Origin of the sequence: Streptomyces sp. WM4235 (assembly GCF_001279725.1) — a bacterium.
Classification (GTDB): Bacteria; Actinomycetota; Actinomycetes; order Streptomycetales; family Streptomycetaceae; genus Streptomyces.
Genome location: NZ_LGDE01000271.1, coordinates 23,107 through 40,480, shown reverse-complemented (window position 1 = coordinate 40,480; position 17,374 = coordinate 23,107). Strand labels below are relative to the sequence as shown.

General features: G+C 69.6%; 15 protein-coding genes. 8 read left to right on the top strand and 7 right to left on the bottom strand.

The genetic code is table 11. The annotated features are described in order from the left end of the window. Positions 1–4 precede the first annotated feature (4 nt). Positions 5–721 (top strand): potassium-transporting ATPase subunit C, encoded by a 717-nt coding sequence (locus ADK55_RS19250; RefSeq protein WP_053680374.1) that lies wholly within the window; start codon positions 5–7, stop codon positions 719–721. A 175-nt stretch (positions 722–896) separates the two neighbouring features. On the opposite strand, the gene ADK55_RS19245 is transcribed toward ADK55_RS19250, so the two are convergent. Beyond that, complete coding sequence (locus tag ADK55_RS19245) at positions 897–2,495, bottom strand: alpha/beta fold hydrolase (RefSeq protein ID WP_078999130.1); 1,599 nt, start codon at positions 2,493–2,495, stop codon at positions 897–899. Between the two features lie 12 nt (positions 2,496–2,507). Continuing rightward, positions 2,508–4,064 carry an alpha/beta fold hydrolase gene (locus ADK55_RS19240; protein WP_053680372.1) on the bottom strand — a complete coding sequence of 519 codons (1,557 nt, stop codon included), beginning with the start codon at positions 4,062–4,064 and terminating at the stop codon, positions 2,508–2,510. Between the two features lie 308 nt (positions 4,065–4,372). Between ADK55_RS19240 and ADK55_RS19235 the strand changes: the two genes are divergently transcribed. The 4 genes from ADK55_RS19235 to ADK55_RS19220 all read left to right on the top strand — a co-directional run bounded on the left by ADK55_RS19235 (position 4,373) and on the right by ADK55_RS19220 (position 8,691). Next, entirely contained in the window at positions 4,373–5,716 is a 1,344-nt protein-coding gene (locus tag ADK55_RS19235) for an endonuclease domain-containing protein (protein ID WP_053680370.1), read from the top strand. 133 nt (positions 5,717–5,849) lie between these two features. Next, positions 5,850–6,197 (top strand): hypothetical protein, encoded by a 348-nt coding sequence (locus ADK55_RS19230; RefSeq protein ID WP_159041472.1) that lies wholly within the window; start codon positions 5,850–5,852, stop codon positions 6,195–6,197. A gap of 992 nt (positions 6,198–7,189) precedes the next feature. Next, positions 7,190–7,525 carry a hypothetical protein gene (locus ADK55_RS19225; protein WP_053680366.1) on the top strand — a complete coding sequence of 112 codons (336 nt, stop codon included), beginning with the start codon at positions 7,190–7,192 and terminating at the stop codon, positions 7,523–7,525. Between the two features lie 335 nt (positions 7,526–7,860). Continuing rightward, entirely contained in the window at positions 7,861–8,691 is an 831-nt protein-coding gene (locus tag ADK55_RS19220) for a peptidoglycan recognition family protein (RefSeq protein ID WP_078999128.1), read from the top strand. A gap of 767 nt (positions 8,692–9,458) precedes the next feature. Here the strand turns inward: ADK55_RS19220 and ADK55_RS19215 are convergent. Next, positions 9,459–10,715 (bottom strand): beta-propeller fold lactonase family protein, encoded by a 1,257-nt coding sequence (locus ADK55_RS19215; RefSeq protein ID WP_053680361.1) that lies wholly within the window; start codon positions 10,713–10,715, stop codon positions 9,459–9,461. A 546-nt stretch (positions 10,716–11,261) separates the two neighbouring features. On the opposite strand from ADK55_RS19215, the gene ADK55_RS40485 reads away from it, so the two are divergent. Continuing rightward, positions 11,262–11,390 (top strand): hypothetical protein, encoded by a 129-nt coding sequence (locus tag ADK55_RS40485; RefSeq protein ID WP_266968866.1) that lies wholly within the window; start codon positions 11,262–11,264, stop codon positions 11,388–11,390. Between the two features lie 151 nt (positions 11,391–11,541). Continuing rightward, positions 11,542–12,399: a hypothetical protein gene (locus ADK55_RS19205; protein WP_053680359.1), complete on the top strand. Its 858-nt coding sequence runs from the start codon at positions 11,542–11,544 to the stop codon at positions 12,397–12,399. Here the strand turns inward: ADK55_RS19205 and ADK55_RS19200 are convergent. The 3 genes from ADK55_RS19200 to ADK55_RS38670 form a co-directional block, all read right to left on the bottom strand. After that, positions 12,390–13,235, bottom strand: a complete 846-nt coding sequence (locus tag ADK55_RS19200) for an aldo/keto reductase (RefSeq protein WP_078999125.1) — start codon at positions 13,233–13,235, stop codon at positions 12,390–12,392. The two genes, ADK55_RS19205 and ADK55_RS19200, sit on opposite strands and share 10 nt — an antisense overlap. Beyond that, positions 13,169–14,380, bottom strand: coding sequence for a JmjC domain-containing protein (locus tag ADK55_RS19195; protein ID WP_053680357.1), 1,212 nt, complete (start codon positions 14,378–14,380; stop codon positions 13,169–13,171). The genes ADK55_RS19200 and ADK55_RS19195 overlap by 67 nt, the downstream gene beginning before the upstream one ends. Positions 14,381–14,470: 90 nt before the next feature. Next, positions 14,471–14,626, bottom strand: a complete 156-nt coding sequence (locus tag ADK55_RS38670) for a hypothetical protein (protein WP_157853303.1) — start codon at positions 14,624–14,626, stop codon at positions 14,471–14,473. A gap of 739 nt (positions 14,627–15,365) precedes the next feature. Here ADK55_RS38670 and ADK55_RS19190 point away from each other — a divergent pair. Next, entirely contained in the window at positions 15,366–16,709 is a 1,344-nt protein-coding gene (locus ADK55_RS19190; protein WP_053680355.1) for a helix-turn-helix domain-containing protein, read from the top strand. Here the strand turns inward: ADK55_RS19190 and ADK55_RS19185 are convergent. Continuing rightward, a complete protein-coding gene (locus tag ADK55_RS19185) occupies positions 16,679–17,212 on the bottom strand; it encodes an NUDIX hydrolase (RefSeq protein WP_053680353.1) in 534 nt (177 codons plus the stop codon). The genes ADK55_RS19190 and ADK55_RS19185 overlap by 31 nt on opposite strands. Between the last annotated feature and the right edge of the window lie 162 nt (positions 17,213–17,374).

Here is a 17,374-nt window from a genome sequence, read left to right as displayed (position 1 = left end):
TGCGATGAACAACTCCGTAGGAAACGCAGCACGGTTGCTCGGGGCAGGCCTCCGCGCCCTCCTCGTCCTGACCGTGATCTGCGGCGTCATCTATCCCCTCGCCGTCACCGGCATCGCCCAGGCCCTCTTCAACGACAACGCCAACGGCTCCGAGATCAAGGACAAGAACGGCCAGGTCGTCGGCTCCTCCCTCATCGGGCAGACGTACAACCTCCCGAAGAACGATCCGAACGACGCCGAGGAGGCGGCCCGGCCGGACCTGAAGTGGTTCCAGCCGCGCCCCTCCAACGGCCTGGGCTCCAACAGCGTCAACACCCGGTACGCGCTGATCCTCTCCGGCGCCACCAACCGCTCCGCCGACAACGGCGCCGTGGGCGGCCTCTGCCCGGCGAGCGCGGAGGAAGGCACCCTCTGCGCCCAGGTCGTCGCCGCCAAGGAAGCCGTCATCGCCGACAACTCCACGGCCTCCTACGAGGTCCGGCCCGAGGACGTGCCGGCCGACGCCGTCACCTCCTCCGGATCCGGCCTCGACCCGCACATCTCCCCCGAGTACGCCAAGATCCAGGTCCACCGCGTCGCCGAGCGGAACGGCCTCGACGTCCAGCAGGTCGAGAAGCTCGTCACCGACCACACCACCGGTCGCACCCTCGGCTTCATGGGCGAACCACGCGTCAACGTCCTCGAACTCAACACCGCGCTGAAGGCACTGCCCCAGCACTGATGTTCCACGACGCACGGACCGGGAGCCGGCCGGGCGCCGCTCCCCCAGCCGCGACTGGGGGCTGTGGCGCCCGGTCGGCTCCCACCGTGCTCGTCACCAGGATGCGGGTCCCCGCGGGCAGCATCCGCCGAGGACAAGGGCGGTGGTCACGAAGCGGACCACGTGCGCACGTTGATCAGGGAGCGATCTCGAACTCGGGCGGCTCCAGGCCCTTCAGGCAGCCGGTCTTCGGCGCGTCCGGGGTATCGAAGAAGGAGACGGCGATCTCCTGGGCGCACTTCGACGTGGCGATCACCACGTGCGGCTGGTAGGGGATCGTGACGACCTTGGCCTTGCTCAGCGTGCGGGCGACGTACGGCCCGTTGTCCGCCCCGGTCTGGGAGTCGAAGCTGCCCGACAGGGCGAGGGTGGGGATGTCGCCGCGCGTGACGTCACGGATCGAGGGGTCCGCAGGGGGGACGTTCCAGACATCGCAGTCCGGGCGGAGGAAGGTGAGCTGCGGCGCCTGGGCCTGTACCGAGCGGGGGAACGACGGGAAGGCGTCCTGTCCGCCCTTGAGTGCCTGCTCCTGGCTCTCGTACGGCGTCCACGCGCTGCAGAAAACGCCGTAGGCGAGACCGTGCGCAACCCTGCCGATGGCCTGCGGGCTGAGCTTGCCGCCCGCCCACTGCCGAGCGATCCGCTGCGGCTTGCCGTGGGCCAGCTCGTCGAGGGCGCGGGGCACCTGCGGTGCGACGTGGGTGGCGGAGGTCATCCAGTTGACCAGGGCTCCGCCGTCCAGTACGACCTTGACCGGCTTGTCGTGGCCGGGGAGCGTGACGGTGGTGGTGACCGGCTTGGCTTCGAGGTCGCTGACGAGCTTGTCGAAGGTGGCCGACAGGTTCGGGTAGCGCTTGTCGCACGCCGGCTGGTCCGCGCAGGCCTTGAACAGGCCGTCGATGCCCTGCCGGGCGCTGCTCCACGTCGCCGCCGACCCGGCCCTGGACGGCGGCAGTATGCCGTCGATGCCCACCGAGCGGAGCCCCTCGGGGTGCAGGCGCATGTAGACCAGGGCCAGGTGGGTTCCGTAGGAGATGCCGTACAGGTTCCACTGCTTGATGCCCAGAGTGGAGCGCAGGTCCTCGTAGTCGGCGGCGCTCTCGGTGTCGTTGTAGGCGCTGAGGTCGAGCCCGCGGCCCGCCAGTTGGTCGCGGCAGGCCTTCGTGGCCTCGACGTGCAGTCGTTCGGTGGACGGAGCGTCGTAGACGAGGCCGACCGCGCGTGCGTTGAATTGGTCGATGTTGGGGCAGAGGGCCGTCGGGTCGGCCGAGTACGTACCGCGCTGGGACATGAGGATCACGTCACGGTCGCGGTTCAGGCCGGCGCCGATCGCCAACTTCGCCTCGCCCACGGCGTCGTCTCCCGGTCCGCCCGCGAGCCAGACGATGGGGTCGGACTTCGGTGTACCGGCCGTGGCGGGCACGATCGCGACACCGAGTTCGATCGTCTTGCCGCTTGGTTCGGCGCGGTTCTCGGACACGGTGAGCGTTCCGCAGCGGGCCCCTTCCAGCTCCTCCACGGGTTCCGGTGTCTTCGGGCAGGGGCCCGGCTCGTAGCGGGCGTCGCCCACCGTCCGGGCGACGGTGCCGATCGGCGCTCCGTCGTCGGCGTGCGCCTTCGTCTGAGTGGGCGCGGAGAGCAGGCCGGTGACGAGGAGACCGGTCGCCACGCCGGCCGAGGTGGCCAGGAGTCGTCGTGCGGTGCGGCGACGACGGTGCGCTTGACGGCGTGTCATCTGCCCTCCCGGCTACTTCGGGATGATCGTGAACGGTTCGGGTTCGAGACCGTCCACGCACTTGGTGTCGGGCGCCTTCGGACGGGCGAGGAACGAGGCCAGCACGCTTTGCGCGCACGGCGACTGCGGGACCACCCAGTGGCCGATTCCGGGGACCTGAATGGCGGTCGACCCGGACAGGTTGCGCGCGACGCCCTTCGCCCAACTCGCCCCGGTCTTCACGTCGAACGTGCCGGAGATGACGAGCGCCGGTACGGAGCTGACCGTGGCCACCCGCTGGACGGAGGCTCGGTCCGGAACGTCCCAGATCCCGCATGCCGGGTACTGGAAGGGAAGTTGCGGCACCTGGGCCAGTACCGTGTCCGGCCACCCGGGGTACGCCTTGCGCCCCGCCTTCAGCACGTCGGACTCCGAGTACCCCGGCGCCCACTCAGCGCACGCCACCGAGTTCGTCAGGCCGTGGGCGAACTCGCCGACCTTCTGGACCGAGCCGGCCGCACGGGCCTTCGCGAAGCGCTCCGGGTTCCCGTTGGCGAGTTCCTCCAGCGCCGCCGGGATGTCCTTGGGCCGGGGGGTGAAGGCGACGATCAGGTTCAGCAGTGCGCCCCCGTCGAGTACGACCTTGACCGGCTTCCCTCCGCTCGGCGGCGCGACGTTCAGCGTCAGCGGATGTGCCTCCAGCCTGCGCACCTGCTCCGTCAGCGTGCGGCGGAGGTCCGGGTACCGGTCCTTGCAGGCGGGCTGCGCCGCGCACGCCTCGAAGATGTTGTCGATCCCCTCGGCGGTGCTGCCCCATGTCCACGGCAGGGTCACGACCTGGGGAGGGGTGATCGAGTCGATCGCCATCGCGCGGATTCCCTCGGGGTGCAGGCGCAGGTACGTGAGGGCCAGGTTGCTGCCGTAGGAGTACCCGTAGACGTTCCACTGGCGGATGCCCAGCGCCTTGCGCAGGTCGGCGAAGTCGGCTGCGTTCTCGGTGGTGTTGTAGGCGCTCAGGTCGGTGCCGGCGGCCGTCAGGCGGTGCCGGCAGTCCTTCACCGCTTTCAGGAAGAGTCGTTCCGCCTCTGGTGCGTCGTAGCCCAGGCCGACCGCCCGCGCGTTGAACCGGTCGACCTCCGGGCAGGCGAGGTTCGGCTGGTCGTAGAGGGTGCCGCGCTGGGCCATGATGATCAGTTCGCGGTCCTTGTTCAGGCCGGAGTCGACGAGGAACGGAATGTCGTCGAACGTGTCGGCACCGGGGCCGCCCGCCATGAACACCACGGGGTCCTGAGCGGGCTTCGTCGGCGTGACAGCCGGAACGACGGCCACGGCCAGCTTGATGGTCCGGGCGCCGGGGCGGGATCGGTTCTCGGGAACCTCGAGGAGGCCGCACCGGGCGCCGCTCAGCGCTTCGATGGGCTCGGGCGGCTTCGGACAGGGGCCGGGAACGAACTGCGGCGATCCTGCCGGGGTGGGCTCGGCCGCGGGCCGGGCGGGTGCTGACGCGGCGCTGCCGGGTGGAGGGCCGAATGCCACCAGACAGACCAGAGCTGCCCCGGCAGCCGCCGCGTGGACGCAGTGCTTTGGCATGTGGTCTCGTTCCTCTGCCGACATCGGCGGCCCTGCCTGGTCAGGCCGCAGCGGTTTGCACGGAACGCGCCCTTTCGACGCTACCGGGTGGCGCATGCCTCCGCCACGCGGAGCAGTCACACCCCGTGACCGGCCGGAGACCCCGCCCCGGGCGGGCCGGGGGGCGGCTCGGCCCGCTCCCTCCTGGAGGGGAAAGGTTCGCTCCCCAACCAGAGCCTCAGGTATGTGGAGTTGCGGGCGGCGGCCCGGTTGACCGAGGCGCTCGGGACCCGCCGCCGCGCCGCGTCGGGGGCCGTTAGCCTGTCGGTATGTCAGAGCGTGTCATGCCCGGTCGCACGGACGGCCTGATCACCCTGGTTGCCGCGGACGCCCTGTGGGTCGATTTGACGGCCGCCAGTGCTGTGCCGACGGCTTCCGGGGCACTCACCCGCTCTCCTGCCCCCGCCCGGGTGAGGTACGTCCTGCTCGGCGGCCATGTGGTGGCGATGGTGAGGGCGGGCAACGGTCAGTGGAGTGTTCCGGAGGTCGAGGTGCGCCGGGCGGCCGCGGAACTGAACGCGGTGGGAATGGATCGGCGGGACCTGGTTCGCATCGGTCCGTTTCGTGGAGCGCCGAGGCAGGAGCGCAACGAGGAAACGCCGCTGCGTTGGCGCCGACGCATCACGGGGGAACTACAGGAGCCGGCCGGCCCCGAGCGGGCAGCGCGATGTGAAATCGGCCGACCGTACCCTCTGGCGGGGATCGACTGGCGACAGATGCTCGTGGAGCAGACCCGCGACGGGACACAGCGCACGTGGTGGCTGCCGCGCGCCGTGGTCAGGCTGCTGGACGCGGCCGAGCACGCCGAAAGACAGTGGGTGCAAGCCACGCGGACCCGCCGAGCAAGCACAGCCGTCACCGAGCCGCCCACCCCTCCCCGACAGGCCCGCAACGCCGGCGGTCGGCAGACGACGGGCCCCGAGGGCCCCACCGCCTCACTGCTCCGGTACGACAAAGAGCTGGAAGGCCAGTTGTACTCGGTGCTCAGCAGGAAGCCCGGTACCTCCCGCAGGGTGGCCGGGTGGGCGTGCGCCGTCTGCCGCACCGCGCCCGCCACCGTGCTCGACCACTGCCACGAACACGGCTACGTCCGCGCCCCCGTCTGCCAGTCCTGCAACACACAGGAACGCCCGGACCACCTGTACGACAACGACATCCGCGTGGCGAACCGGTACACACGCCTCTTCCACACCGACACCGACGACTGGCTCCGCCACTGGCACCGCTGCCCCGGCTGTCGCGCGCGCACCACCCTGCCCCTGCCGCACCTCGCCGCATGGACCGCCCACATACTCTGCCGATCGCTGCGCCCGACCCACCGCGCCCCCCGCGGGCGCAAGCCCTGCGGTGTCCTGCGCGTGTCCTGGACGGGCAGTCAGAACACTCCCCGTTCCTGCCTGCTCACTGTCGCCGTCGACTTCTGCCCCTCCGGCGAGCACCGCGTCCTGGCGCGAGTCCCCTACCGCGAAGCCGCCGAGCGGTTTCGCGCCTGGTTGGCCGAGACGGCCCCCGCCGTCGCCGCAGCGGCCGGTCCTGACCGCCTGGACGGCCTCCCTGCCCGGTTCCGGCCAGTCATCGCGGACACCAGCGGCGAGGACCTGGAACTCTTCTGAGCGGGCCCCGGGAGACTTCACACGGGCCTTGGCCCGGACAGCCGCCACGTACTCGGAACTGCGGGAGGAACTCTTCTCCGACATTCACCACACGCGCCCGGAGCCACCCTGGCGGATCGTGAGACAGAGGACGATGGCGATCCGGGCACAGTCCGCAGTACTGCCGGGACAGCCGACGTTCGTCCTGCGGCGCCTGGATGCCGGCTCGGACATCCCCGGCGCGGCAACATGGGACTTCACGGTGATCGCCAATCCGTCCGACTCGGCAGACGAGGACACGACGTTCGTCGTCATGGTGTCGACCGGCGACCACACCGGCGCAGTCCCCGTTCAGGTGTCCGAGGAGCTCGAGAACGAACGAGCGTGGTACCAGCAACTGGCGTACGGCTTCCACGCCTTGGGAATCACGCCGTTTCTCACCGCGATCCACGACCCCGATCGTCACCGGAAGCGGGCCACCGACGACGGCTACGGCGGCTGACTCGCCAGGCGCCGCACACGCACGGAGCCTGCCCTGTCGTCCGGCCCGAGACCGCGGCATCCCCGCGGCCATCGGGCGGAGGTTGGACCGGGCGCCCTTCAGCCGCTCGCCGAGGGCGCGGTCTGGCCCCGACGTCTCACCCGCCCACCGTGCACGAGCTCGTCACCACCCGTCGCCGAGGTTGGTCCCCGCCGCGGCGGCCGAGTGGACGACGTACAGCTGGATCGTCTCGCTGTCGCCCGCTCGACGCCGACCGCGGTCACCCTGCGTGGAACCTCGGTACTGCGCTGCTCGCGCGAGCCCGTACCTTCCGGCGGACCCACGAAAGGCTCGTGCCGCGTAGACGGCCGCGGCGGCTGCGAACTGCCCGACGCCGGCAACTCCACGCCGTCCCTGGCCAAACCTCGACCCACTCCGGGAACAGCAAACCTCTAAATCCAGCCACGTTGAGGGGTGTTGTTCCGGCCATGTCGGGCGTAGCGTGAACCCCACCCAGAGGGGGCGCGCCACCTCCCACCCGTTGGCGCGCACCACTGAAGAGCCCCGCCGCAACGTCCCCCGGGCGGCGGGGCTCTCCTCTGGCCCACCAGCGCGATTGTTCGCCTGGCGCTGTGGGCACAACGGGTGGGATGCGCACTCATGCACTCATGCATTCATGCACTCATCAAACGGCAAGGCTTGACGGTCCGGCAGGACCGATGGCCTGGAGCGACCAGTGAAGCGCGGAATCCGGCGAGCCAACGGCGGCGTCGGCCGTTGCGGGACCGGATCCAGGGCACGGGACCGCGGGAGTGCGTCAGGCGAGGAGCGCGGGTCCGGCGCTCTCCTCCTGCTCGGTGCGTGCGTACTCGTACAGCGCGTCCCGAGTTCAGGGGCCGGCTCGGGGATGTGGCGGATCCAGCGGCGCCGATGGCGCTCAGGCCCGAAAGGGCTGGGGCGGCAAGCGCCTGATCGTCTTCTCGGACCGGTCCGACCGCGAGCACTTGGGCGTCATGTACGACAGGTCCTGGACCGTGAGCAACTACTGGAGCCTCGGCGACCTGGGCGACGACCTCGCGTGCGTCACCCGCTGGCCCGACGTGCCCCTGGACCGCCAGGAACCCGGCTTCCGGCGGCTGTTCACGATGAGCCACCACCGCAACGTGCCCACGGTCCTCACCGCGTCCCTGGACAACGGGGCCAAGCTCAGGAACCGCATCGCGGAGCAGTGCCGGACCGCCGGCGGGGGCCGCACTCCGAACTTCGTCTCCGTCGACTTCCACCGCCTGTCCGACGGCAGCGGACACACCCCCGCCTCGATCGTCGCGGAACTCGACAAAGGCCCCTGAGAAGCGGCGGCGACCGGACCGCGAACCCGTCACCCGCCGGACCCTCACCCTACGGACTGAGCTTTGCCGGGCCGGCGGCGGACGTCGTCAGTGCCGGCCGGGTGTGAGCCTCCGCGGCACCGCGGCCACCGGTGACGACTCCGGGCCCTGGGCCGGGCCAGGACCTGCGTCGGCCGTGGCCCGGCCGGCCGGGCAGCGGAGCCGCCATACACCGTGCGGCCGACTCGCCGTCCTCCCAAAGGACCAACGGACCGCGTCCCCGGAGCGCCTGCGTGCCCCCGGGGGCCCCGCCTCGTTCCATGGGACGTCTCCCCCCCCACCGGAACGGCTGCTCCATGACATTCACACCGCACTCCCGGCTCACCCGCAGGGCTCTGGTATCCGCCGCGCTCGCGGTCGGAGCCGCCTCCATCCTGCCCACCGCCGCCGCCTCCCCGGCCATGGCCTCCACCGGTCCCCGGGCATTCCAGCGCCGCGACGGCCACCCGGCACCCGAGATCACCGACTGCACCGGCTGGGGCGCCCGCGAGGCGTCCGAACCCGTCGTGCTGCTCGCCTCGCGGCCCGCGAAGATCATCATCCACCACACGGCCACGGCCAACGTCACGGACTACTCGCGGGAGCGGGCCCTCAGACTCGCCCGCGCCATCCAGACGTACCACATGGACATGCAGGGCTGGATCGACACCGGCCAGCACTTCACCATCAGCAGGGGTGCCTTCGTCCTCGAGGGGCGGCACCACAGCCTCGCCGCGCTGGACGCCGGGGCCCAGACGGTACGGGGCGCCCACTGCGTCGGCCAGAACAACGTGGCCATCGGCATCGAGAACGAGGGCACCTACATGACGGTGCAGCCTCCGCCGGCGCAGTTCTCCGCCCTCGCCGACCTGTGCGCCCGCGTGTGCCGCCAGTACGACGTGCCGGCCTCCGAGATCTACGGGCACCGGGACTTCAACAGCACCGCGTGTCCCGGTGACACGCTCTACGCGCTGCTGCCGAAGCTGCGCGAGGACGTCGCCCGGCGACTCGGAAGCGCCGAGCCCGTGTCGCTGCCGCGCCGGCCCGAACACCCTCCTCTCGACCGGCCCGCCGACCCGGCGGCGGTGGCCGACGCTCACTCGGAGTACCTCCCGGAAGGCCTGCTGGGGTCTCTGCACCACGGCTGACTCGCACGGCGCCGACGGCTCACGTCACGGTTGGGTACGGTCGTCGCCCCCCCCCAACGGCCCGACCGTCCGCAGCAACCGCTCCGTGTGCCTGTCGCCAAAGCCGCTCCCGCCCGTGGTTTCGTGCCGCCGGGTGCGCCGCACGGCCGGCAGCACGTGGTGGTGCCGGCCGTGCGGTGCGGCAGCCCCGCGGGGCCCGGTGCCGCTACGGGGCCGCGGGGATCAAGACGGGCCGGCCCGTGACGACGAGGGTGAAAACGCGTCCGGGGGGACCAGGAGGGCCCGCAGGTCCGGCTACTCCCTGGGGTCCGGCGGGCCCGGCTGATCCCGGGGTGCCGGCCGGGCCGGGGACCCCCGGAGCGCCCTGGGCTCCCGGAGGACCGGGGGTTCCAGCCGGTCCGGGAGGTCCGGGGGGTCCGGGGGGTCCGGGAGGAAACGGAGGCCCTCCGGGGTGGGGCTCGCACGACTCGTCCCATGGCCGCCCCTCGGCGCATTCGTCGTGCTGCGGAGGCGGATCCACCGTCAGGTACTGCGCGTCCGCAGGGTCCTGCGGGGTGGCGGCGGCTGCGGGCGCCGCGAAACCGGCACCTGTGAGGACGAGCGAGACAACGGCTCCGGCGACCCATCCGGTCCGGCGTGGCGGACCGCTCCGCCGCGTTGCTGCTGTGCTTTCAGACGGCATGCACTTACTCCTGATCATTGTCCGCTGGAAGTGGACCCGGGGCCCGTGGGCAGTCGGCGGCTGCCTTCGGGTCGTCGCGAGGCCGTCATGGCGTGGCACAGACGGCATACGGGGTGAGGGTGACGTCGTCCCGCGTCCTGTTCTGCCCGTTCACCTCCCAGTCGTTGGTGCCGGGTACCGGCCTGCTGACGAGCTGATCCGGTGCGGGACCGGTGGATCCGAAGCCGCCGCCCGTCAGCACGCTGCCGGCCGGGCAGGACACCTTTGAGGTCCCCGGCACCGAGCCCAGGTCGATTCCGATGAGCGCGCCTTGGGGACTGTCGATGGTCGCGGAGACGGAGTTGGTGGCGAGGTCGATGACGGATACCCCGTGCGCGCCGTTGGGGTGGCTGACGTACAGCCGGGCTCCGGTGGGGGAAACCGCCATTTCCGCGGGATCCCCGGAGGTGGGGATCGAAGTGACGACGCTGTTCGTGGCGGCATCGATGACCGCCACCCGGGCGTTGTTCCGGTCGGCGACGTAGACGCGCTTTCCGTCCAGCGAGACCTCCACGCCGTCCAGCCCCTGGTTGACCGGAATCGGCACCACGACCGTGTTGGTGGCGGTGTCGATGACCGATACCTCGCCCGAGGTGTTCTCGGTGACGTAGACACGTGCGCCGCTCGGCGAGATGGCCACCTTTCGCGGTGCGCTCGGTCCGACGTCCACCGTCGTGATGAGCGTCATGGTGGCGGAGTCGATCACTGCCACCACACCTGCGCCCCGGTAGGCGACGTAGAGGCGCTTCCCGTCCGGGGATACCGCCAGCCCGTTCGGGAGCGTGTCCGCCCCCGTCTCGAGGGTGCCCACGACGGCATTGGTGGCGGTGTTGATCGCCACCACGCGGTTGGCCAGTCCGTTCCCCTCCACGGTGACATAGGCGCGACTGTCGTCCGGCGAGATGGCCACGCTCTCCGGAGTGCCGTTCCCCGTGGGGATTTCGGCCACCACGGTGTTGGTGAGAGCGTCGATCGCCGACACGGCGCCCGAGTCCCGCTCCGTCACGTAGACCTTCTTGCCGTTTCGGGCAGCGGCGACCTGCAGGGGCCCGCTGAACGCTCCGGTGTCGATGCTCGTCACGAGGGCGTTCGTGGCGGTGTCGAACACCCGGACCTTGTTCTGGCCCGTGTTGGCGACGTATGCGTACGTGCCGGGTGCGGCAGGAGCCGCCAGGGCGACGGACGGCGTCAGAACGGCTGCGGCAGCGAGTACCGTGCACGATGCTTTCCGAACGCCGTGCTTCGACACGTACCCCCGGATGCTCCCCACACGCGGATTCCCGCGAACGGCGAAGTGCTGCATGGATCCTCCTCGAACGACCCGATCAGGGAGTGTCCCGGTTCGAGCTGCGAGGAACGTTGTATGCGTAGTTATATCTGATTATCAATCACGACATGTCGCCAGTACTCCAAATATCGCAATCCGGCCTACCTTCGGGGCAAGGTCAACAGCCAGGCCTCGGGGCTGTCCATCGACCTGTACAGGGCTGACCGGACACAGCGCCGGACAAGGCCACCGGACCAAGCCGTCTCCTTCGGATCATCTGGCTGACCAGATGAAGAGGGCGGCGAGGTGGAGTCCGGCGAGGTGGATGGTGGCGGTCTTCTACGTGTTCGACAGCCTCGACGCCCTCACCCCGCACGACGTCCTCGCGGCGGGGCAGACCGGCCCCCCCTCGGTCGCGGGTTCAGGGGCGCCGTACCTGCTCGTGCCTACGACGCGCTGCCGCGCCTTCGATTCGACGTTCGACTCGCGGAGGCGGGCGTCCGTCACGAGCGACGCCGCCTGGACATCGAGGCGCGTACGGGTACCGAGTTCGATGAGCCCGAGCGAGGCAGCTACGAGGTCGTGCGCGTCCCGTTCAACACGGAGACACTACGGCAGCTCAACCTGATGCCGCCGGAGCTGGCCGAGTTCGCCGCCGGGAACATCGAGGCCATCACGGCCGTGCTCGACACCCAGATCCGCGCATCCTGACCGACCATCGTGTTCATCAACCTCAACGGGCCGGACGGCAACGACCGCAAGACAACGGATCTACGCGGGCTCGACGTGCTCCGTGTCGACGGACGGATCGTGTCGGCGGGGCTTTTCCTGCTACGGTCATCCGTTCGCCGAGGAGGTCACCATGACTGGATCCCTGCCCGTTGCCGCCCAGGTGGATCTACGCCGTCAGCCCGTGGAAGACGTGCTGGAGCGCGTGGAGAAGGCCCTCAACGTGCAACTGGATCGGCAATCACTGGTACGCAAGCGCAGGTCCTTGGGCGGCCGTACCGAGCGGAGTACTTGGGTGCGCATCGAGCGGCGGGGATTCGAGCGGATCGGCTCGCAGGGCTGGAACGGTACCGAGGCCGCCGCCGTGCTACAGGGGGTCGCGATGCCCGAGTGGTACCAGGGCGTGGCGTGGCGCCAGTTGGGCGAGCCGGTGATGTGGCGCGCGGATGAGCTTGAGCTGATTGCCTCGCCACCTGTCGGCAAGGGTGCCCTGGTACTCGAAGACCCTGGCCTGCCGGATTCGTGGTGGGAGGCGCTGACCTCTTCGCTGGACGCGCTTGCCGCGCAGCAGACGCCACGGATCGCGACGCCTGACACTGTGACGATCACGCAGGAGGGGGTGGCCCAGGCCCTCGGGGAGGTCTTCCCCAGTGTCACCGATGCGCGAATCGAGCGATGGGTGCCGGCTCATGCGGATCTGACCTGGGCCAACGTGATGGGGCCGGAGTTCTCGATCATCGACTGGGAGGACTGGGGCATGGCTCCCCGGGGCTTGGATGCCGCGGCCCTGTGGGGCAATGCGCTTGCCGTCCCGGCGCTCGCGGACCGCGTCCAGCAGGAACTGCGTGCGGACTTGGAGAGCCGAGACGGCAAGCTGATGTCGCTCTTCTTCCTGTCGAAGATCGTCGGGCCCCACGCGTACGACGAGGACCCCCTGCTGGCGCCTGCTCGGAAGGAAGCCGAGCGCCTAGTGGCCGAGCTTCAGTTCTGACGGCGTGAATGGAGGGCGTGGAGGTACTGACTGACAGCGTCGGTGTCCACCTCCGCGCTCAGCGCCTGGACCAGTTCAGCCAGGTGGCCGGAGGCGTCCGTACCGACCGCCACAGCCGTAGCACTGGGCAAATGGAACGAGGTTCGGAACGCCGCCTGGATGCGCGACAGATCCCCATGATGCGGTCGCAGGAACGGCCGGGGGTCGAACTCTTCCCACACCTTCCCATGGCCACCGCCGAAGGGGCTCATGCCCCACGTCTCACCCACCTTCCAGACCTCGCGTAGGACGGCCACGAGATCGAGAAGGTCGATCCCCACGAGGAACCCGGCCCGGACCATCAAGACGTCCGGAGACGGCAGATCCTCCACCCTGGCCCTGCTGAGCAGCCGGGGGTCCCAGGAAGCCACACCCCAGTCCTGGCACAGACCGTCGCGGGCGGCCTCGGCCAGCGCCGCGCATGCACCGCCGAAGAGGGCGTGGTCATCGGCCAGGGACAGGCCCGTGAGGCTCCGCTCCGGGTTGTGGAGGAGCACCGTGTCTGGTTCCCTGCCGAGTTCCTGGGCAGCCTCCTCGACGGCGAGGCGCAGTCGGCCCGGATCGAGCGAGTGCTCAACACCTCCGGCGCCCGGGAAGAATCCCACCTTCGTGGAGAGGGTGAACTTCGGCAGCAGATCAGCCGCCGTCTCGGACAGCGTGGTGTGCGAACGGAAGCCGAGGTAGGGGGCCGCAGTGTCCAGGGCAGTGACCCCGAGATCAAGTGCGGCCGTCAGGAGGCCGCGGTCGTGACGAGACCGGTGAAGGCCGAGGACAAGGCGGGGGTCAGCTCCGTGCACAGTTCCTCCTTCAGCAGGATCTCGGCGAGCTGCTCCACGTCCAGGCCGGTCTTCTCGGCGGCGTCGGCGATGTTGACGGGGTGGCCGCTCAGCAGCAGGGCGAGGGCCGGATACGCCTTGCCGGCGAACGTGAGTTTCTTGCCTGCGGCAAGGACCTCCACGGTGTCGTGGTGCTGCTCGATCACGGGCTCGAAGTCCGTGACGCACACGACGGCCTCGGACCTGCCGAACAGGCCGGTGGCCGGGACGTGCCGGGCAGCCAGGCGCTCCCGCTCGCGCGCATGCAGAAACTTCTGCGGAGTCAGCTGCGTAGCCATCTCGGCGACGGCGTCGGCCAGGAGCTGCTGCTGCCCCTCCCACTGGCCCGGAGAGTTCCAGCGGTCCAGGTCGTAACGGAACAGATCCTTGGTGCGGGCCTGGTCGGCGAGCCAGGCCAACCAGTTCACGCCGACGCGCTTCACGATGCCGAAGGTGGCATGCAGGCTGTAGCCGTCACCCTGGTCGTCCCGGGTGGCCTGGTGCCAGAAGCCGCGCGGGATGTGCATCACGTCGCCGGGCTCCATGACTCCCTGCCACACGATTTCCTCGCTGGGCTCAGCATTAGGAGCGGAGTCGCGGTACATCGGAGCCTTGCGGGAGGCACCGCGGACTTCCCAGCTCTTGCGGCCGGCAAGCTGGACGATCACGGTGTCGTGGTCGTCCCAGTGAAGCTTGAAGCCGCTGGCGTCCTGGGTGGTCAGGTAGGCGTTCACCTGCACCAGCTCGCGGGCCCACCACTGGAGCGCGCGACAGGTGGCCTCCATGGCCGGGTCGAAGAAGTCGAGCTCGTCCAGGACCATGGTGCAGCCCTCGCGCATCAGCCCGCCGACGCGGCGCATGTCGGCCATGGGGATGGCCTGTCCCCGCCGGGTGACGGAGGGCTGGATGTACCGGCCGGGGTGCAGTTCAGCCCCGTCCTGGAAGATTCGGAACTGGGGCGTAGTGACGCTGCGGCGCATCACCAGGTCCAGCAGCTTCCTGGGGTTCAGCAGGCGATCGAGCAGATCGAGGTCCTCGATCGTCCCCCGGGCGAAAGCGGCTCCGAGTGCACCGGGTCCGTCCCAGCCGAGAGCTTTCTCCATTGCGCTGACGAAGTGGTGGTCCACGTCTTCCTCCAGTCGACGTCATGGGGTGAAGGCCGGGGGCCAGCCGTGAATGACGGGCCCCCGGGTTGGTGCTGCGGTGTTCTGGCGGCGCTACTCCTGCGGGAGGTTCAAGCCGTCGCGGTTCTCGCCGTCGTCACCCGCGGAGGTGCCCGTGGAGTCGGACTCGGCCGCCGCGGCGGTGAAGCGGTCCTGGACCTTGATCAGGCTCTCGACGCCGATCAGCAGGTCTTCCTTCTGTGCTGCCATGCGTGTCTCCAATTCGTGGAAGTCCAGGGCCGACGGGTGCCGGCCCGGCCCCTATGGGGCATGCCTCACCAACTCCGCTATGCGGGTCAGTGAGGAGATGGAGGGTGGCGCGAGGCCACGGTTCGAACGAGCGGGGCTTCCGGGAGCTGGTTGACGGTCAGCGGCTGGGATCACCGGCGACGGCCAGGACGACCACCAAGACGGTGACTGCGGCGGCGTAGACGAATACGGCGAGCTGTTGGCGCCAGCCCCGCCGTACTCGACTACGTACCCGGGGCTCCCTTTCTAAGGGAGCCTTCAACGGCGGAACGCGGCCACTACGCCGCCCCCGGTTCGATGGGCGCCAGCCGAAGGGCACGAGCCGCCGACGACGTACCGCCACAGCGGGGGCACTCGCACGGGGGGTAGCGGCCTGGATTGGAGAGGATGTCGAACGGGTCGCCTTCCAGGACCCGCATGCTCGGCGACCACGTCCGGCCCGAGTCCCGCGACACCCGGATGCTCATCAGAACGCGGGGCTCTCTGCCCAGGTCAGAGGTTCCACTGAGGGCCATTCGCTCTGTGTCAGGAGTGCCCGCCGCATCATGCAAGGCAGTCGTCCTTGGTCGCTTCGCCATGTGCAGAAGGATCGCGATCAGGGCGATGAGGCAGAAAGGCCCAGCGGGTTACCCAACTTGGGTAACATCACGGTCCGTTGAAACGCTGAAGCGATCTGTAGCCTTCCTCCGGAGCGTGTCCGATGCCCGAGTCGCGTCACACGAAGGAGCTGCCGGTAAGTCTGCTCACCGATTCCGAGATGATCGACGCGTGTCGCGTACGCGACTTCGCGAGGGTCTTTCGCCTGGTGAAGGCTCGGGCGGGCATCTATCCTTCGATGATCGCGCGCCAGTGCGAGTTGACGCCCAGTCGGGTCGGCGAGGTGATCGCGGGCCAGCGGCAGCTCCTCCACATGGACGTGATCGAGCGAATCGCCGACGGCTTGCGCATCCCCGGGCACATGCTCGGGCTTTCCCGGCGGGGGTGGGAGACGCCGGCCGCGCTCGCGGTGTCCGAGCGCGAGCCGGTCCACCCGCCCGCTGGACCCGGACCGCTTGCGGCCTTACCCGGGGTGGAGGTGGACAGCATCCTCGCCATGGCCGCCGGAACCAATCCGAGCCCCTCCACTCTCCAGGCACTCCGGTCCTCGATCGAGGACTATTGGCGACGCGACGACGAGCACGGTGGAGAGACCCTTCGCCCGGCCGTCGTAGGCCAGCTCCGCTACGTCGAAGGGCTGTTGAAGGACCGACGGCCGACGCCGATCCAGCACGGCTTGTACGGCGTCGCGGCGGAGCTGGCGCGGCTGACCGGGTGGACGTACTTCGATGCTCGGCAGTACCACCAGGCCCGCGCGTACTTCTCGGAAGCGCTGCAACTGGCCAGAGAGATCGACGACCATCCCTTCATGGCGAACGTGTTGGCCTGCATGAGCCTCCAAGCGACCTACCAGGACAAGCCGGCGGACGCGCTTGCTCTGGTGTCTGCCGCCCAGGACCAGGCCCGTGCCGGAACGACACCGAGGGTGCGGGCGATGCTGGCCATGCGCGAAGCCTTCGCCCACGCGACCTTGGGGGACAGGAAGGATACGCACACCGCGATCTCGGAGGCCCACAGCCAGTTCGAGCGCATCCACGAGGGTGACCCGGACCCGGCCTGGGTGACCTACTTCGACGAGCCGAAGCTCATCGTGGACACGGGCATTGCGCACGGCCGTCTCGGCGAGGCGGCGATCGCCGAACCATTGATCGCGGACGCGCTGGCGCGGGAGGACCCTGCGAACCAGCGCGGCCGAGCGTTCCATGCCTTCTGGCTTGCCCGTACCCAGCTCCAGCGGGGGAAGCTCGACCAAGCCTGTCACACGGCGATAGAGGCGCTGGTGCCCGCCGCAGCAGTGTCGTCGGAGCGGGTGACCGGACACCTTCGCGAGTTCTACGAGCAGCTTGCGCCCTATCGCGAGGTGCCGGCCGCGGTTGCCTTCGAGGCACGCCTACGGGCAACGCTTCCCCCGCCGGTTCAGCGAACCCCTTCGTCCATCAGGACGTAGAGGAGGCCGACCAGAGCACCGCTGCTGACGATCTCGCGGCGGTCGATCATGCCCCGGATGTTCGCCAGCGGGATCCACTCGACCCGGTCCGACTCGTTCTTCTCGGTCGGAGGCCCGTCATACGTCGCAGCGTCCGCGCGGAACAAGTGGTGCTGGGAGTCCGTGATGCCGTTCGCCGGTTCCGCGTAGATCAGAGGCTTCATCGGGCCCGGACGCCAGCCGGTCTCTTCGAGGACTTCCCGGGCAGCGGCCTCGCCGGGGGTCTCGTCCGCCTCCACCAGACCCATGGGCAGCTCCCAAGCCCACGCGTCCGTGATGAAGCGGTGGCGCCACATCATCAGGACCTCTCGGCGATCGTTGACCACAGCGGCCACGGCCAGGTGGCGCAGCTTGACGACGTGGTGTTCCCAGCGGTGCCCGTCCGGCGTCTCGATGTCGGTGAGCCACAGGTTCACCCACTTGTTTTCGTAGATCGGACGTTCACCGTGGATCTTCCACTGCATCGCTGCGGCCCCTCTCGATCGGCCTCCAGCATCGCAGAACCCGGATGAACCGTAGCCCGATTCAGGCAAATTCACGTCACAGTGACGAATATGGACGAGGTACCGCCGAGCGCTCCCCCGAGGGTGATCCTGCCCCAGATGAGGACTATGGGACCGCCCTTC

Excerpts from the sequence above, each read along its gene's own strand:
- ADK55_RS38670 (WP_157853303.1), bottom strand. The coding sequence starts at position 14,626 with ATGGCAGCACAGAAGGAAGACCTGCTGATCGGCGTCGAGAGCCTGATC.
- ADK55_RS19220 (WP_078999128.1), top strand. The coding sequence starts at position 7,861 with ATGACATTCACACCGCACTCCCGGCTCACCCGCAGGGCTCTGGTATCC.
- ADK55_RS19235 (WP_053680370.1), top strand. The coding sequence starts at position 4,373 with ATGTCAGAGCGTGTCATGCCCGGTCGCACGGACGGCCTGATCACCCTG.
- ADK55_RS19230 (WP_159041472.1), top strand. The coding sequence starts at position 5,850 with ATGGCGATCCGGGCACAGTCCGCAGTACTGCCGGGACAGCCGACGTTC.
- ADK55_RS19245 (WP_078999130.1), bottom strand. The coding sequence starts at position 2,495 with ATGACACGCCGTCAAGCGCACCGTCGTCGCCGCACCGCACGACGACTC.
- ADK55_RS19240 (WP_053680372.1), bottom strand. The coding sequence starts at position 4,064 with ATGCCAAAGCACTGCGTCCACGCGGCGGCTGCCGGGGCAGCTCTGGTC.
- ADK55_RS19205 (WP_053680359.1), top strand. The coding sequence starts at position 11,542 with ATGACTGGATCCCTGCCCGTTGCCGCCCAGGTGGATCTACGCCGTCAG.
- ADK55_RS19225 (WP_053680366.1), top strand. The coding sequence starts at position 7,190 with ATGTACGACAGGTCCTGGACCGTGAGCAACTACTGGAGCCTCGGCGAC.
- ADK55_RS19250 (WP_053680374.1), top strand. The coding sequence starts at position 5 with ATGAACAACTCCGTAGGAAACGCAGCACGGTTGCTCGGGGCAGGCCTC.
- ADK55_RS19190 (WP_053680355.1), top strand. The coding sequence starts at position 15,366 with ATGCCCGAGTCGCGTCACACGAAGGAGCTGCCGGTAAGTCTGCTCACC.
- ADK55_RS19215 (WP_053680361.1), bottom strand. The coding sequence starts at position 10,715 with ATGCAGCACTTCGCCGTTCGCGGGAATCCGCGTGTGGGGAGCATCCGG.
- ADK55_RS19185 (WP_053680353.1), bottom strand. The coding sequence starts at position 17,212 with ATGCAGTGGAAGATCCACGGTGAACGTCCGATCTACGAAAACAAGTGG.